The sequence below is a fragment of the Bacillus siamensis KCTC 13613 genome, assembly GCF_000262045.1.
GTDB classification, from domain to species: domain Bacteria; phylum Bacillota; class Bacilli; order Bacillales; family Bacillaceae; genus Bacillus; species Bacillus siamensis.
Window position 1 is genome coordinate 573,932 of the sequence record NZ_AJVF01000041.1, and the last position, 15,545, is coordinate 589,476.

Sequence of the window (15,545 nt, forward strand, 5' to 3'; positions counted from 1 at the left end):
GAGGTATGAAAATGTTCGAACAGGAAAAACGCATTCTCATTCTGAATCCAGGCTCAACATCAACGAAAATCGGCGTCTTTCACAATGAACGCTGTATATTTGAAAAGACGCTGCGGCACCCCGAAGAAGAGCTGAAAACATTTAACAGCATAATCGCCCAATACGAATTTCGAAAAATAAGCATACTTGAGTCTCTGCACGAACAGGGCATCAACATTTCAAAGTTTGATGCCGTTTGTGCCAGAGGCGGCCTGCTCAGACCGATTGAGGGCGGAACATATGAAGTGAATGACGCCATGATCACTGATTTGAAAAACGGCTACAACGGCCAGCATGCTTCCAATCTGGGCGGAATTATTGCCAGGGAAATTGCTGACGGGCTAAATATCCCGGCATACATCGTCGATCCGGTCGTAGTGGATGAGATGACTCCGCTCGCTAAAGTATCAGGGATGCCTGAAATCAAGCGGAAAAGCATTTTTCATGCTTTAAACCAAAAAGCCGTTGCCCGTCAGGCGGCGGCGTCCCTCGGCAAGCGGTATGAACAGATGAAGATGGTCGTCACCCACATGGGCGGAGGGATCACAGTTGGCGTTCATGACTGCGGAAGGGTGACGGATGTCAACAACGGGCTTCACGGTGAAGGACCTTTAAGTCCGGAACGTGCGGGAACCGTTCCGGCTGGAGATCTGGTGGAAATGTGTTTTTCCGGCAAATATTCAAAAGCCGATATGATGAAAAAACTTGTCGGCACCGGCGGACTGTCCGGCTACCTGGGAACAACGGACGCATTGAAAGTGGAAAAACGAATTCAGGACGGAGATGAGCATGCAAGGCTCATTTATGATGCCATGGCTTATCAAGTAGCAAAAGAAATCGGGGCGGCAAGTGCCGTTTTAAAAGGAAAAGTAGACATTATCGTCCTGACGGGCGGATTAGCGTACGGGAAACGTTTCGTATCCGCCATCAGATCGTACATAGATTGGATTTCGGATGTACTGGTGTATCCGGGAGAAAATGAACTGCAATCTCTCGCGCAAGGCGCGCTTCGGGTTTTAGCCGGTGAGGAGCAGGCAAAACAATATCAGATCGGCGAAGGAGTGAAAACAGATGGCGACTGAGTATGATGTGGTCATTCTGGGCGGCGGAACAGGCGGTTATGTCGCCGCCATCAGAGCGGCCCAGCTCGGCTTAAAAACGGCCGTTGTAGAAAAAGAAAAACTCGGCGGAACATGCCTGCATAAAGGATGTATTCCGAGTAAAGCGCTGTTAAGAAGCGCGGAAGTGTATCGGACAGCAAAGGAAGCGGCATCGTTCGGCATTGAAACGGAAGGTGTCTCCCTCCGTTTTGACAGTGTGCAAAAACGAAAGCAGGGAATCGTTGACCGGCTGGCCGGCGGTGTAGCCCACCTGATGAAAAAGGGGAAGATTGATGTATTCAACGGGTACGGACGTATGCTCGGCCCTTCCATCTTCTCACCTCTTCCAGGTACGGTTTCCGTTGAATACGCAAATGGCGAAGAAAACGACATGCTGATACCGAAACAATTGATTATCGCAACCGGTTCGAGACCGAAAATGCTGCCGGGTTTAGAAGCTGACGGTACATATATTCTGACGTCAGATGAAGCGCTTGAGCTTGAACGTCTGCCCCAATCTATGATGATCGTCGGCGGCGGTGTCATCGGTATTGAATGGGCATCCATGCTGAACGATTTCGGCGTCGATATCACTGTGATCGAATATGCGGACCGCATTTTGCCGACTGAGGACCGTGATATTTCAAGCGAAATGGAAAAACTGTTAACGAAAAAAGGAATTAAGATCGTGACGGGTGCGAAAGTGCTTCCGGATACATTGAAGAAAGCGGACGGTGTTTCAATTGATGCTGAAAAGAATGGAAAAAGCGAAACGTATCATGCAGAAAAAATGCTTGTTTCCATCGGCCGCCAGCCGAACATTGAAGGAATCGGCCTTGAAAACACGGACATTGTAACGGAAAACGGTTCTGTCGTCGTAAATGAAGCCGGACAGACGAAGGAATCGCACATTTATGCGATCGGTGATGTTGTCGGCGGACTGCAGCTTGCACATGTGGCATCCCGTGAAGGCATCATTGCCGTTGAGCATATGGCGGGTCTTAATCCGGCGCCTCTTGATGCCGCTCTTGTGCCAAAATGCATTTATTCAAATCCGGAAGCTGCGAGTGTCGGTTTGACAGAAGAAGAAGCCGAACGCAAAGGACACGAACTTAAGATCGGAAAGTTTCCGTTCATGGCGATCGGAAAAGCTCTTGTTTACGGGGAAAGCGACGGCTTTGTCAAAATCGTCGCCGACCGGAACACAGATGATATTCTCGGTGTTCATATGATCGGTCCGCACGTCACCGATATGATCTCTGAAGCGGGGCTTGCCAAGGTGCTCGATGCGACGCCGTGGGAAATCGGCCAGTCCATACACCCGCACCCGTCGCTTTCAGAGGCGATTGGAGAAGCTGCACTAGCCGCAGACGGAAACGCGATTCATTTTTAAAAGGAAAGAAGGAGGGGTTTGAATGACTACAAACCGCCATCAAGCATTAGGGCTTTCTGACGCGGAAGCTGTTGAAATGTATAGAACCATGCTGTTAGCCAGAAAAATCGACGAAAGAATGTGGCTGTTAAACCGCTCGGGCAAAATTCCGTTCGTTATTTCATGTCAAGGGCAGGAAGCGGCACAAGTAGGCGCGGCCTATGCTTTAAACCGCGATACCGACTATGTGCTTCCTTACTACAGAGATATGGGGGTTGTGCTTGCATTCGGTATGACTGCAAAGGATTTGATGATGTCCGGTTTTGCGAAAGCGGCTGACCCGAACTCAGGCGGAAGGCAGATGCCGGGACACTTCGGTCAAAAGAAAAACAGAATCGTAACGGGCTCCTCTCCTGTTACGACGCAGGTCCCTCACGCAGTGGGGATCGCGCTTGCGGGGCGCATGGATAAAAAGGATATCGTTTCTTTCGTGACCTTTGGAGAAGGCTCTTCCAATCAGGGAGATTTTCACGAAGGGGCGAACTTTGCCGCCGTGCATAAATTGCCGGTCATTTTCATGTGTGAAAACAATAAGTATGCCATCTCTGTCCCATATGACAAACAGGTGGCCTGCGAGAATATCTCCGACCGGGCGATAGGCTACGGTATGCCGGGCGTCACTGTTGACGGAAACGATCTGCTTGAAGTTTATCGTGTCGTGAAAGAAGCGCGCGAACGTGCGTCTAAAGGCGAAGGCCCTACATTAATCGAAACGGTTTCCTACCGTTTGACGCCGCATTCGAGTGACGATGACGACAGCAGCTACAGAGAACGCAAAGAAGTAGAAGAAGCAAAGAAACAAGATCCGCTTCTTATATACAAAACATACCTTCAAGAAGCCGGGCTTCTTAGTGAAGAAGAAGAAAAGACCATGCTGGATGACATCATGGCGATCGTAAACGAAGCGACAGACGAAGCGGAGAAAGCGCCATATGCATCTCCTGAATCAACGCTTGATCACGTTTATGCGAAGTAGGGAGGAATACTTATGTCTGTAATGTCTTATATTGACAGTATTAATGCAGCAATGAAAGAAGAAATGGAAAGAGATCCGCGCGTTTTTGTTCTCGGGGAAGACGTCGGGAGAAAAGGCGGCGTGTTTAAAGCCACGGCAGGTCTCTATGAGCAGTTCGGAGAAGAGCGGGTGATGGATACGCCGCTTGCGGAATCAGCGATTGCGGGTGTCGGCATCGGCGCCGCCATGTACGGCATGCGTCCGATCGCGGAGATGCAGTTTGCCGATTTCATTCTTCCTGCGGTCAACCAAATCATTTCAGAAGCGGCAAAAATCCGCTACCGTTCAAACAATGATTGGAGCTGTCCGATGGTCATTAGAGCGCCTTATGGCGGCGGCGTGCACGGGGCGTTGTATCATTCCCAATCTATGGAGGCCATCTTTGCCAACCAGCCGGGCCTTAAAATTGTCATGCCTTCAACTCCTTATGATGCAAAAGGGCTGTTAAAAGCTGCTGTCCGTGACGAAGACCCCGTACTGTTTTTCGAGCATAAGCGGGCGTACCGCCTGATTAAAGGCGAAGTCCCTGCTGACGATTACGTCCTTCCGATCGGTAAGGCGGATGTAAAACGCGAAGGCAGCGACATTACTGTCATTACGTACGGTTTATGCGTCCATTTCGCTCTGCAGGCTGCCGAGCGTCTTGAAAAAGACGGAATTTCCGCGCACATATTAGATTTGCGTACGGTCTATCCGTTAGATAAAGAAGCCATCATTGAAGCCGCATCTAAAACGGGTAAAGTATTGCTGATCACAGAAGATACGAAAGAAGGCGGCATTATGAGCGAAGTCGCCGCCATTATTTCTGAGAACTGCTTATTTGATTTAGACGCACCGATCAAGCGGCTTGCGGGTCCTGACGTTCCGGCGATGCCTTATGCGCCGGCAATGGAAAAATACTTCATGATGAATCCTGACAAAGCAGAAGCCGCGATGAGAGAATTAGCGGAGTTTTAAAGACGTAAGGAGGTTTTTGACATGGCGATTGAACAAATGGCTATGCCTCAGCTCGGAGAGAGCGTGACGGAAGGGACGATCAGCAAATGGCTGGTATCCCCGGGTGATCAAGTGAATAAATATGACCCCATCGCGGAGGTCATGACAGATAAAGTGAATGCAGAGGTGCCGTCTTCTTTTACCGGTACGATTACAGAACTAGTAGGGGAAGAAGGGCAGACTCTTGCAGTAGGCGAGATCATTTGCAAAATTGAAACAGAAGAAACGGCAGCCGAAGAAGCGCCGAAGCGGGAAGAAGTGCAGAATCCCCCTGCAGACACCGCAGACACCGATTCAAACCGTGCAGGTAAAGATCAGTCAAATAAAGCGCGATATTCGCCGGCCGTGCTCAGATTAGCGGGAGAACACGGCATTCAGCTTGAAGAAGTTGAAGGAACGGGTGCAGGCGGAAGAATTACGCGAAAAGACATTCAAAAGATCATTGATTCGGGAATGCAGCAGAAGACGGAAGCACCGGCACCGGCTGCCGTCCAGACAACGCAACAAGCGCCGAAACAGCAGCAAAAACAAGCGCCGGCACCAGCTCTGTCAGCCGGTGATATTGAAATTCCGGTTACAGGCGTCAGAAAAGCCATCGCAGCCAATATGCATAAAAGCAAAACAGAAATTCCGCATGCCTGGACGATGATGGAAGTTGACGTCACGAACATGACGGCGTACAGAAACAGCATTAAAGACTCGTTTAAACAAAAAGAAGGCTTCAATTTAACATTCTTCGCTTTCTTTGTTAAAGCGGCGGCGCAGGCTCTTAAAGAGTTCCCGCAAATGAACAGCATGTGGGCGGGGGACAAAATCGTCCAAAAGAAAGACATCAACATCTCCATTGCCGTTGCCACAGAAGATTCGCTGTTTGTTCCGGTTATTAAGCATGCTGATGAAAAAACGATTAAAGGCATAGCCAGAGAAATAACGGATCTTGCGAAAAAAGTGAGAGACGGAAGACTTGCCGCCGATGATATGCAGGGCGGCACCTTTACCGTCAATAACACGGGATCTTTCGGCTCTGTTCAGTCTATGGGCATTATCAATCATCCGCAGGCAGCCATTCTTCAGGTAGAATCAATCGTCAAACGTCCGGTTGTCATGAATAACGGGATGATTGCCGTGCGTGATATGGTTAATCTTTGCCTGTCTTTAGATCACAGAGTGCTTGACGGGCTCGTATGCGGCCGTTTCCTCGGACGCGTCAAAGAGATCTTAGAAAACATTGACGAAAATACTTCAGTCTATTAAAAAAAACTCCCTTTTGCCCTGGCGGCAAAGGGAGTTTTTTTCAGTTTCATTCTGAATCTTCGGGAACGAGCATGGTAAGATGATGTTTTTTTACTTCGATCGTGCAAGGCGCCTTTCCATATACCTCGCCGTCCGTATCCGCGTCCATCTCACGTCCGGTTTCGATTTCAATCTTGGAAGCCTGAATATACGAAAGCTCCCCTTTAAAATCATCAAATGAACCCTGCTCCATCGTCATCAGCTCCCGCAAAGCGGCAAGGCTTGTACTGCGGCAGATTAACACATCGGCTAACCCGTCCTGAAGGCTGGCATCAGGCAGGGGTACTCTGTTTGTCCCGATAAAATGCCCGTTCATAACAAGCACCATAACGGCTTCGTCTTCTTTCACCTCACCGTCGATCGTCAATCTGACGGGAAAAGGGTTCGCGCTTGTCATCGTCCGCAAGGCGCTCGTGAAATAGCTGATTTTCCCGAGCAATGCTTTTTCTTTTTCATTAATATGGCTCGATGCTTCAGTGATCAGCCCGATCCCCCAGAAGTTCAAAAAATAGCCGTCATCCGATTTACAGACGTCTATCATTCGTTTATGCCCGGCTGCGAGCGTTTCAGCGGCCTTTTGAAGATTTTGCGGGATGCCGAGTGCCCGTGAAAAATCGTTGCACGTTCCTCCCGGCAAAATGCCGACGGCGGGTCTGTGATCAAGCTTGCTGATGCTGTTGATGCATTGATGCACCGTGCCGTCTCCGCCTAAAATGTATAAATGGTCAACCGAGCTGTCGAGATTTTCACAAAACTGACTGGCATCATCCTGATGTTTGGTCGGTTTAATCAAAAGCTCGTCAGCTGACTGGGCCAAAATGGGGACGACCGTGCCGAGGGTTTTATCAATCTGTTTTTGACCGGCGTTTCCGTTATAAATTAATACTGCTTTCCGTTGGCTCATACGACTGCTCCTTTATTTCAGACAATCTCTTTAACAAGTTTCCCGTTTTTAAAAGGTCATAAACTTACATCGAAAACATAAAAGGGACAAAAAACAATCAGAGATGAGCGGTGTCATTTGCCGATAGGGCAGGTTCCTTGCTATCATAAGAGAAGATGATCAAAAAGGAGAGGTCCCAGTTGAATATGGATTTTAATTTATTTATGAATGATGTCGTGCGTCAAGCCCGCCAGGAAATCACAGCCGCCGGTTATACGGAGCTGAAAACCGCTGAGGAAGTGGACGAAGCGCTTTCGAAAAAAGGAACGACACTTGTTATGGTCAATTCTGTGTGCGGATGCGCAGGCGGAATCGCAAGACCTGCGGCGTACCATTCCGTACATTATGATAAACGCCCGGATCAGCTTGTGACGGTTTTTGCCGGACAGGACAAAGAAGCGACAGCAAAAGCGAGAGAATACTTTGAAGGCTACCCGCCGTCCTCTCCGTCCTTTGCGATTTTAAAAGACGGGAAAATCATGAAAATGGTGGAACGCCATGAAATTGAAGGACATGAGCCGATGGCCGTCGTCACAAAACTGCAGGAAGCATTTGAAGAATATTGTGAAGAAGTATAAGTAAAAAGGAAAACCCCGGAGCCGAGCGCTTGCGGGGTTTTTTTATATGGTGTTTGTATAAATATAAATATTTATGCACCGGCAATCAGCTGTCACTCATTCGAAAAACAATGACTATAATAAATAAAGAAAGGGAATTATATTTTTTGAAAATAGTATTGCATAACTAGTAAAAAGTGTTTAAAATACAGATTAACGAATAAATATTCAAGTTTAAGAGATAAGCAGATATGGGGGAAAATAATCATGAAGAAATGGCTGTTGGTATTGACTGCCGCATGTATCACCTTTGCGCTGTCCGCCTGCGGATCAGGCAATTCAGGCTCAGAAGGCGGAAAGAACAAACTGATTATGGGTACATCGGCTGATTATAAACCGTTTGAATATAAAGACGGCGATCAGATCGTCGGATTTGACGTTGATCTTGCAAAAGCTCTGGGCAAAAAGACCGGCTATGACGTTGAGGTGCAGGACATGGACTTCAACAGTCTGATTACATCGCTGAAGTCTAAGCAGGTTGATATGATTTTATCAGGAATGACACCTACGCCGGAACGGAAAAAGCAAGTAGATTTCTCAGATATTTATTATACTGCTAACAATATGATCGTTACGAAAAAGGGAAGCAGCATTAAATCTCTGAATGATCTGAAAGGCAAAACCGTCGGTGTTCAGCTCGGCTCCATTCAAGAAGAAAAAGGCAAGAAGCTTGCTTCAAAATACGGTTTTCAGCTCGAAGACCGCAACCGCATTTCAGACTTAACGGAAGAGATTAAATCCGGACGTTTTGATGCCGCAATTATCGAAGACATCGTGGCACAGGGCTATTTCAGTTCAAATCATGATCTGCAGGGCTTTGTCTCAGCAGATGCGAAATCAGACGAATCGGGCTCCGCGATTGCGTTTCGCAAAGACAGTGATCTGACAGCGAAGTTTAACAAAGCGCTGAAAGAAATGGAGAAAAACGGAGAAATCGAAAAACTGAAGAAAAAATGGTTCACCAACGAGAAATAAAAGAAAGCTCAACTTTTCGTTGAGCTTTTTATCTTGAATAAAGGTAAAGGAGATCACACGTATGAATTTGGATTTCTCAGCGACAATACCCCAAATTCCTTTTATATTGGAAGGCCTTGCCGTCACATTAAAAATTGTGCTCGTTTCAGCGGTCATCGGCCTTGTATTAGGCATCATTCTCAGTCTGTTTAAAATCAGCACGATCAGTCCGCTGAAATGGATTGCGGATTTTTATACTTCAATTTTTCGCGGCACGCCGCTCGTGCTGCAGCTGATGATCATTTATTTCGGTATGCCGCAGCTCCTCGGCTTTCAGATCGACCAATTTTGGGCGGCGGTCACCGCCTTATCGCTCAATTCTGCCGCTTACGTCTCTGAAATTATCAGAGCGGGAATCAACGCGATTGACAAAGGACAAAAAGAGGCTGCCGTCGCTCTCGGCGTGCCGTACGGAAAAATGATGAAAGATCTGCTGCTGCCGCAGGCGTTCAAAAACATTTCTCCGGCCATTATAAACGAATTAATCACTTTGACGAAAGAATCGGCTATCGTCACGGTTATCGGTCTCGGCGATATCATGAGACGGGCCTACCAGTCCGGCGCCGCAACATACAACTATTTAGAGCCTCTTATTGTGGCGGGCTTAATCTATTACGTGCTCGTTTTGATTTTAGCATTCATCGGAAAAGGCGTAGAAAGGAAGCTGAAAGCCAATGATTAAGGTCGACAACCTTTCAAAATCATTCGGGAAACATGAAGTATTGAAAAACATTTCAACACAGATCCAAGAAGGTGAAGTCGTCGCCGTCATCGGGCCTTCCGGCTCGGGCAAATCAACGTTTCTGCGCTGCTTAAATCTGCTGGAAACCCCGAGCGGCGGAACGATTGCCATTAAGGAAAAAGAAATCACCGCCGCTAAAACGAATAAACTGAAAGTGCGGGAAAATATCGGCATGGTATTTCAGCATTTTCATCTGTTTCCTCATAAAACGGTGCTTGATAATATCACATACGCGCCGGTCAGTGTGAAGAAAGAGTCCAAAAAGGCGGCGGAAGAAAAGGCGTGCGCGCTCCTCGAAAAAGTCGGGCTGCTTGAAAAACGGAACGACTATCCGAACCGCTTGTCAGGCGGGCAGAAGCAGCGCGTCGCCATCGCGCGGGCGCTTGCTATGAATCCTGACATCATGCTGTTTGATGAACCGACCTCAGCCCTTGACCCGGAAATGGTCAAAGAAGTCCTTGAGGTGATGAAAGAGCTCGCGCAGACGGGCATGACGATGGTGATCGTCACGCACGAAATGGGGTTTGCCAAGGAAGTCGCAGACCGCGTATTATTCATGGATGATGGCACAATAGTGGAAGACGGGCCGCCGGAAGAATTTTTTCTTTCTCCGAAGTCAAAAAGAGCACAGGACTTTTTAGAAAAAATATTATAAAATATAACTGTAAGAAAAGAAGAAGAATGCTCTTCTTCTTTTTTTTGAGAACGAAACAAACAGAATGGAGCAAGCAATGTTTAAAATCGGTTACCGCACACTAAAGACCGCACTTGGAACGGCGCTGGCCATTTATTTAGCCCAGCTGTTGCATCTGCAAAACTTCGCATCCGCAGGAATCATCACCATATTGTGCATCCAAATTACGCAAAAGCGGTCGCTTCAGGCCTCGTGGGCCCGATTTGCCGCCTGTTTATTGGCGATCGTCTTTTCATATGTCTTTTTCGGACTGATCGGCTATTATCCGTTTGTGATCGGAATATTGCTCGTGCTGTTCATTCCGACTACAGTCGTTTTAAAAATAAACGAGGGGATCGTCACCAGCTCAGTTATCATTCTTCATTTATATATGTCCGGCGGCATTACGCCGGCGTTTATCTGGAATGAGTTCCAGCTGATCACCGTAGGTATCGGCGTCGCGCTGTTAATGAATCTGTATATGCCGAGCCTGGACAGAAAACTTGCGGCGTACCGGAAAAAAATCGAGGACAACTTTGCCGTCATCTTCGCCGAAATCGAACGATATTTGTTAACAGGTGAGCAAGATTGGACGGGGAAAGAAATACCGGAGACGCATCAGATGATTCAAGAGGCGAAAAACCTCGCGTACCGGGACGTGCAGAATCATATTTTGCGCCATGAAAATCTCTACTATCATTATTTTAAAATGAGACAGAAACAATTTGAAATTATCGAAAGGCTGCTGCCGAAGATTACCTCTGTTTCAATAACGGTGGAGCAGGGAAAAATGATTGCCCATTTTATCCATGAATTAAGGGAAGCCATTCATCCCGGCAATACCGCCCATAAATTTTTAAAAAGACTGGCGGAAATGAGAACGGAATTTGAAGAAATGCCGCTCCCGGCAACACGCGAGGAATTTGAAGCGCGGGCGGCTTTATTCCACCTGCTCGGTGAGATGGAACAATATCTCGTGATTAAAAGTTATTTCAAAGGCATCAAGCTGTAAAAAACACATGAATTATCGCATGAGTCCCCCGTTCATTGGTCATTCTAATGAAAAAAGGAGGGGAGCCCATGCGATTTTTTTTATTGTCAGCTGTTCTGCTGCTGTCTCCGCTTTGGCCGCTTGGCGCGAATCCTTTGCCGGGTGACCCTTACATTATCGTCAATAAAACCAAAAATGCGCTTGCGGTTGTGAAGGATAATCGAATAGAAGGCATTTATCAGGTGGCGACGGGAAAAACAGATGATCTGACACCTGAAGGAGAATTTACGGTAACGGTCAAGGCTGTAAATCCGTATTACCGGAAGAAAAATGTAGAGGGAGGCGCGCCGGAAAATCCGCTCGGCGTCCGCTGGATCGGTTTTGATGCGAAAGGAACCGACGGCAGGATATACGGCATTCACGGAACAAACAGAGAAGAGCTGATCGGAGGGTTTGTATCAAACGGCTGTATCCGCATGAAAAACCGGGATGTCATCCATATTTTTCGGATTATCCCTCCCGGAACAAAAGTATTGATTACAAAAGAAAACCGCTCATTTGAGGACATTGCAAAAGAGCGGAAAGCCCTCATAAAAAAGCAGGAAACCCCCGTGCAATGAGGCGCCCGCTTTTTTATCGCAAATACATCATAATGCCTGAGAGGACTGTTGACAGTATAAATACGCCTAAAATGACGATGACGGCGCTTTTCATGAATTTCTGAGACATCGTTTCACTCCTTAAGATTACTGTCTATCATTTTAACGTGTTTTGCTTGTATGAACAAGCCATATCCTATGACAGAAAGCAGGTGCCCGCGCGATGAAAAAACTTGATCATATCGGTATTGCCGTCAGCTCTATTGATGCCGCAAGAGGATTTTATGAACGGATGCTGGGGCTTACGTATATAGGAGACGAATTGGTAAACGGCCAAAATGTGAAAGTTGCTTTTTTAGAAGCGGGGAGCACAAAACTTGAGCTGATTGAGCCGCTGTCAGAAGCGTCTCCCGTCAGCTCTTTTTTACAGAAAAGAGGCGAAGGGCTGCATCATTTGGCGTTCAGGTGCGCCGATCTTAAGGAAACGATCAAGGAGCTTGAATCAAGCCGCATGACTTTGATCCATCATGAACCGCAAAGCGGAGCGGGCGGGAAGAAGGTCGCATTTCTCTCCCCGAAAGAGGCGAACGGGGTTTTGATTGAGCTTTGTGAAACAATTGAAAAAGGAGAAACTCAAGATGAGCATGAGTGACCATATCAGACATTTAAACGAAAGACGTTCCTTTTTAACAAACGGCGGCGGTGCGGAAAGAAATGAAAAACAGCACAAAAAAGGCAAGCTGACGGCAAGAGAAAGAATTTCCTATTTATTGGATGAAGACAGTTTTTCAGAGCTTCAGCCGTTTGCCAAAAGCCGCATGCCCGAATGCCAGAATGCTCCGGGAGACGGCGTCGTTACTGGATACGGGACAATTGACGGACGGCCCGTGTATTTATTTGCTCATGACTTTACCGTTCTCGGCGGGACGCTCGGTGAGACACATGCCGAAAAAATCGCGGCGGTGATGGATCTGGCGGCTAAAAATAAAACCCCGATCATCGGACTGAACGACTCAGGTGGTGCGAGAATTCAGGAGGGTGTGGTATCATTAAATGGATACGGTCATATTTTTAGGCGGAACGTCCTTTACTCGGGAGTGATTCCGCAAATTTCTGTTATCCTCGGGCCATGTGCCGGCGGTGCTGTTTATTCACCCGCTCTGACGGATTTTGTGATTATGGCGGAACAGACGTCGCACATGTTTATTACAGGCCCTAAAGTCATTGAACAGGTGACGGGTGAACAGATTGACGCGGAAAGTTTAGGCGGTGCGGGAATACATAATGTGATAAGCGGAAATGCCCACTATTCCGCACGAACGGAAAAAGAGGCTCTTTCCGCGGTGAAAACCCTGCTTTCTTATCTCCCGCACGGCAGACAGACGTCAGTGCCCGTTAAAAAGGAAGACATCAGACCGTTATTAAACACCCTCGTTCCCGCAGACAGTTCGAAACCTTACGATGTGTTACAGGTGATAAAAGAACTGGCGGATGACGGAACGTTTTTTGATATTCAGCCGTATTTTGCCAAAAACATTGCTGTCGGTTTTCTGAAGCTCGGACGTCGCACGGTCGGTTTTGTCGCAAACCAGCCGAAACATTTGGCGGGGAGCCTCACGATTGATGCCGCTGACAAAGCGTCGAGATTCATCCGTTTTTGCGACGCATTTCATATTCCGCTGTTAACGATCGCTGATGTTCCCGGATTTCTGCCGGGCCTTCAGCAGGAGCATGCGGGAATCATCCGTCACGGAGCAAAATTGCTGTATGCTTTTGCCGAAGCGGCGGTGCCGAAAGTGACGCTCATCATCAGAAAAGCTTACGGAGGCGCTTATGTCGCCATGAATTCGAAAGGGCTCGGAGCTGATCTTGTATTTGCCTGGCCCAATGCGGAAATTGCCGTGATGGGAGCAGAAGGCGCGGCATCGATTTTATACCGCAGAGACATACAAGCTTCTGACGATCCGGAAAAAACGAAGCTCGAAAAAAAAGCCATATATGAAAAGGAAAACGCTGGTCCGTATAAAGCGGCTGCCTGCGGTATGGTGGATGACATCATCCGGCCGGAAGACTCGAGGAAAAAATTGATTCAGGCATTTGACATGCTTGCACATAAGGAAGAGGAAAGACCGAAAAAAAAGCACGGTAATATACCGCTTTAAACGGAGGAACTGAAAATGGTAAACGAAAAACGCCTGCTTGAAGAATTTCTGGAACTTGTTCAAATTGATTCAGAAACAAAACACGAAGCGGAAATCAGCAAGGTGCTCAAACAAAAATTCACTGATTTAGGATTGAGCGTAAAAGAAGACGATACAAAAGAAGTGACGGGGCATGGAGCCGGCAACTTAATCTGCACCTTAAAGGGCACAAAAGATGCGGATACGATTTATTTCACATCGCATATGGACACTGTTGTTCCGGGAAAAGGCGTTAAGCCGATTGTGGAAGACGGCTATGTCAAAACCGACGGCACGACGATTCTAGGCGCTGATGATAAGACGGGCCTTGCCGCAATGTTTGAAGCCATTAAAGTGCTGAAAGAACAAAACATCGAGCACGGAACGATTGAATTCATCATCACGGCCGGAGAAGAATCAGGATTAGTCGGAGCAAAAGCAATGGATCGTTCAGACATTACCGCGAAATACGGTTTTGCGCTTGATTCAGACGGAAAAGTCGGCAACATTATTGTAGCCGCGCCGACACAAGCGAAAGTGAGAGCAACCATTTTCGGAGAAACGGCTCATGCGGGAGTAGAACCGGAAAAAGGCATCTCCGCGATTACAATCGCATCAAAAGCAATCTCAAAAATGCCGCTCGGCCGTATTGATAAAGAAACAACGGCTAATATCGGACGTTTTGAAGGAGGCACGCAAACCAATATCGTCTGCGATCAAGTTGATATTCTGGCTGAAGCGCGTTCGTTAGTGCCTGAAAAAATGGAAGTGCAAGTGCAGAAAATGAAGGAAGCTTTCGAATCTGCGGCAGCTGAGATGGGAGGCCGCGCAGAAGTGGACATCGCGGTCATGTATCCGGGTTTCAAATACCAGGACGGCGATCAGGTTGTGGAAGTCGCGAAAAAAGCGGCGGCAAAAATCGGCCGGCCGAGCGAACTTCAGACGAGCGGCGGCGGAAGTGACGCGAACATCATTGCCGGCCACGGCATTCCGACAGTCAACCTGTCAGTAGGTTATGAACAAATCCATACGAAAAATGAAAAAATGCCGATTGAAGAGCTCGTCAAAACGGCGGAAATGGTTGTTGCCATTATCGAAACAGCAGCCAACTAAAAACGAAGCACCCAATGAATTGGGTGCTTTTTTTCGTAAGATCCACATGAAAAAACCTGCCGGAATTCACACGGCAGGTTCAATGTTATGATTTTGCGGGCTCCGCCTGAGCCGCAGCTTGTTTCTTTTTATGATGCGTCTGCTGTAAAAGCACGTTCTGCACTGTTAAAAACAGTCCGCTTGTAAACCAGTAAAGCGGAAGCGCAGCCGGTACGTTAAGTGAAAAAATGGTCATCATGACAGGGAAAATAAAGACCATGATTTTTGCTGACTGCATCGCGGCCGGATTTTGAGCGGCCGGTGAATATTTCTCGTTTAACTTTTGGGAAATATAAGCCTGTAAGAAATACATGGCGCCCGCGCACAGTGATACAAGAATATCAGAATGCCCTAAGCTGAACCACAGAAACGAGTGTGAAGCGATTTCCGGTGTTGAGCGGATGGCGTAATAAAAACCGATCAAAATCGGGAATTGCACCAGCATCGGAAGGCATCCCATTGCCATCGGATTCAGATTGTGCTCACGGTAAAGCTTCATCATTTCCATTTGCAGTTCTTTTTGTTTCTCCGCATCTTTCGTTTGTTTCATTTTAGCCTGGATGCTGTCGATCTGCGGTTTGATCACAGCCATTTTTTCCTGGAACACCCGCTGTTTCTTAAATTGGTTCACAAACAAAGGCAATACAACGATCCGGACGATAATCGTCACCAGAATAATCGACAGTCCGTACTCACCGTGGAACAGGCCCGCCACACCTTTTAAAAGTGCCGAAAACGGCTCGATCAGGTAATCGTGGA

The 15,545-nt window shown here is 47.4% G+C and carries 17 protein-coding genes; 14 read left to right on the forward strand and 3 right to left on the reverse strand.

What is annotated here, in order from left to right; genetic code table 11:
- Window positions 1-5: 5 nt before the first annotated feature.
- Genes buk through Y79_RS0118625 form a run of 5 tightly spaced genes read left to right on the forward strand, consistent with a single transcriptional unit; the run spans window position 6 to window position 5,836 of the window.
- On the forward strand, window positions 6-1,121 hold the full coding sequence (gene buk, locus Y79_RS0118605) for a butyrate kinase (protein ID WP_095241629.1): 1,116 nt from the start codon (window positions 6-8) through the stop codon (window positions 1,119-1,121).
- Window positions 1,111-2,532, forward strand: a complete 1,422-nt coding sequence (lpdA, locus tag Y79_RS0118610; RefSeq protein WP_016939030.1) for a dihydrolipoyl dehydrogenase — start codon at window positions 1,111-1,113, stop codon at window positions 2,530-2,532. Before buk ends, lpdA begins: the two co-directional genes overlap by 11 nt.
- 22 nt (window positions 2,533-2,554) lie before the next feature.
- Entirely contained in the window at window positions 2,555-3,547 is a 993-nt protein-coding gene (locus tag Y79_RS0118615) for a thiamine pyrophosphate-dependent dehydrogenase E1 component subunit alpha (RefSeq protein WP_016939031.1), read from the forward strand.
- 12 nt (window positions 3,548-3,559) lie between these two features.
- A complete protein-coding gene (gene bfmBAB, locus Y79_RS0118620; protein WP_016939032.1) occupies window positions 3,560-4,543 on the forward strand; it encodes a 3-methyl-2-oxobutanoate dehydrogenase subunit beta in 984 nt (327 codons plus the stop codon).
- A 21-nt stretch (window positions 4,544-4,564) separates the two neighbouring features.
- Window positions 4,565-5,836 carry a dihydrolipoamide acetyltransferase family protein gene (locus tag Y79_RS0118625; RefSeq protein ID WP_016939033.1) on the forward strand — a complete coding sequence of 424 codons (1,272 nt, stop codon included), beginning with the start codon at window positions 4,565-4,567 and terminating at the stop codon, window positions 5,834-5,836.
- Window positions 5,837-5,882: 46 nt separating this feature from the next.
- On the opposite strand, the gene Y79_RS0118630 is transcribed toward Y79_RS0118625, so the two are convergent.
- Window positions 5,883-6,779: a YegS/Rv2252/BmrU family lipid kinase gene (locus tag Y79_RS0118630; protein ID WP_016939034.1), complete on the reverse strand. Its 897-nt coding sequence runs from the start codon at window positions 6,777-6,779 to the stop codon at window positions 5,883-5,885.
- A 179-nt stretch (window positions 6,780-6,958) separates the two neighbouring features.
- Between Y79_RS0118630 and brxB the strand changes: the two genes are divergently transcribed.
- The 6 genes from brxB to Y79_RS0118660 all read left to right on the forward strand — a co-directional run bounded on the left by brxB (window position 6,959) and on the right by Y79_RS0118660 (window position 11,475).
- Window positions 6,959-7,396 (forward strand): bacilliredoxin BrxB, encoded by a 438-nt coding sequence (brxB, locus tag Y79_RS0118635; protein WP_003153223.1) that lies wholly within the window; start codon window positions 6,959-6,961, stop codon window positions 7,394-7,396.
- A gap of 246 nt (window positions 7,397-7,642) precedes the next feature.
- Window positions 7,643-8,410, forward strand: a complete 768-nt coding sequence (locus tag Y79_RS0118640; RefSeq protein WP_016939035.1) for an arginine ABC transporter substrate-binding protein ArtP — start codon at window positions 7,643-7,645, stop codon at window positions 8,408-8,410.
- Window positions 8,411-8,471: 61 nt separating this feature from the next.
- Window positions 8,472-9,131 carry an arginine ABC transporter permease ArtQ gene (locus tag Y79_RS0118645; RefSeq protein ID WP_016939036.1) on the forward strand — a complete coding sequence of 220 codons (660 nt, stop codon included), beginning with the start codon at window positions 8,472-8,474 and terminating at the stop codon, window positions 9,129-9,131.
- Complete coding sequence (locus tag Y79_RS0118650; protein WP_016939037.1) at window positions 9,124-9,846, forward strand: arginine ABC transporter ATP-binding protein ArtM; 723 nt, start codon at window positions 9,124-9,126, stop codon at window positions 9,844-9,846. Before Y79_RS0118645 ends, Y79_RS0118650 begins: the two co-directional genes overlap by 8 nt.
- A gap of 76 nt (window positions 9,847-9,922) precedes the next feature.
- Window positions 9,923-10,876 (forward strand): aromatic acid exporter family protein, encoded by a 954-nt coding sequence (locus tag Y79_RS0118655; protein ID WP_016939038.1) that lies wholly within the window; start codon window positions 9,923-9,925, stop codon window positions 10,874-10,876.
- A gap of 68 nt (window positions 10,877-10,944) precedes the next feature.
- Window positions 10,945-11,475, forward strand: coding sequence for a L,D-transpeptidase (locus Y79_RS0118660; protein WP_016939039.1), 531 nt, complete (start codon window positions 10,945-10,947; stop codon window positions 11,473-11,475).
- Window positions 11,476-11,488: 13 nt separating this feature from the next.
- Here the strand turns inward: Y79_RS0118660 and prli42 are convergent, their stop codons facing one another.
- The gene (prli42, locus tag Y79_RS1000000121355) at window positions 11,489-11,584 is read right to left on the reverse strand and encodes a stressosome-associated protein Prli42 (RefSeq protein ID WP_016939040.1); all 96 of its coding nucleotides are present in this window, start codon (window positions 11,582-11,584) and stop codon (window positions 11,489-11,491) included.
- A gap of 93 nt (window positions 11,585-11,677) precedes the next feature.
- Here prli42 and mce point away from each other — a divergent pair, with 93 nt between their 5' ends.
- Genes mce through Y79_RS0118680 form a run of 3 tightly spaced genes read left to right on the forward strand, consistent with a single transcriptional unit; the run spans window position 11,678 to window position 14,747 of the window.
- A complete protein-coding gene (mce, locus tag Y79_RS0118670) occupies window positions 11,678-12,106 on the forward strand; it encodes a methylmalonyl-CoA epimerase (protein ID WP_016939041.1) in 429 nt (142 codons plus the stop codon).
- A complete protein-coding gene (locus tag Y79_RS0118675) occupies window positions 12,099-13,616 on the forward strand; it encodes an acyl-CoA carboxylase subunit beta (protein WP_155816762.1) in 1,518 nt (505 codons plus the stop codon). The genes mce and Y79_RS0118675 overlap by 8 nt, the downstream gene beginning before the upstream one ends.
- A 15-nt stretch (window positions 13,617-13,631) precedes the next feature.
- On the forward strand, window positions 13,632-14,747 hold the full coding sequence (locus tag Y79_RS0118680) for a M20/M25/M40 family metallo-hydrolase (protein WP_016939043.1): 1,116 nt from the start codon (window positions 13,632-13,634) through the stop codon (window positions 14,745-14,747).
- An 85-nt stretch (window positions 14,748-14,832) separates the two neighbouring features.
- Here the strand turns inward: Y79_RS0118680 and Y79_RS0118685 are convergent.
- The coding region (locus Y79_RS0118685; RefSeq protein ID WP_016939044.1) for a membrane protein insertase YidC at window positions 14,833-15,545 on the reverse strand (713 nt) is incomplete at its 5' end.